The 562-nt window shown below is 45.6% G+C and carries 1 protein-coding gene; it reads left to right on the forward strand.

Annotation, left to right across the window (positions count from 1 at the left end; translation table 11 throughout):
• Window positions 1–562, forward strand: a 562-nt coding sequence (locus ACYVRA_RS08360; protein ID WP_461252267.1) for a D-alanine--D-alanine ligase, incomplete at both ends; no start/stop codon positions are given.

Raw genomic sequence — 562 nt, forward strand, 5'->3', positions numbered from 1 at the left:
AAAAATCAATCCAAACGGCAAAGATGTCTCTCTGCGCCCTGAAATCAACGGAATGTTTTCCGCGGAAGGCGCGGGCAATTTTAACATTGACGTAGTATTCCCTATTTTGCACGGTCCTTTTGGCGAAGACGGTACTGTACAAGGTTTTCTAAAATTAGCTGACATTCCCTATGTCGGTCCCGGAGTGCTTGGCTCTGCGGTTGGCATGGACAAAGATGTTATGAAGCGGCTTTTGCGTGATGCGGGAATCCCCATTGGAAAATTTATCACGCTTAAAAGCCATGAAAAAATACCGTCTTTTTCTGAAATAAAAAACGAATTAGGCGCTCCGTTTTTTATCAAACCCGCTAACATGGGCTCCTCTGTCGGAATCAGCAAGGTTCACGATGAGACTGAATTAGCCGTCGCGTTAAAAGACGCTTTTTTATACGACACAAAAATCATCATAGAAGAATTTATCCCCGGCAGAGAAATAGAGTGCGCCGTCCTTGGAAATGAGGACCCCGCCGCGTCCGTACCCGGCGAAATAATTACCTCACACGAATTTTACTCTTACGACGCC

It is taken from the genome of Treponema sp. R8-4-B8 (assembly GCF_054786175.1).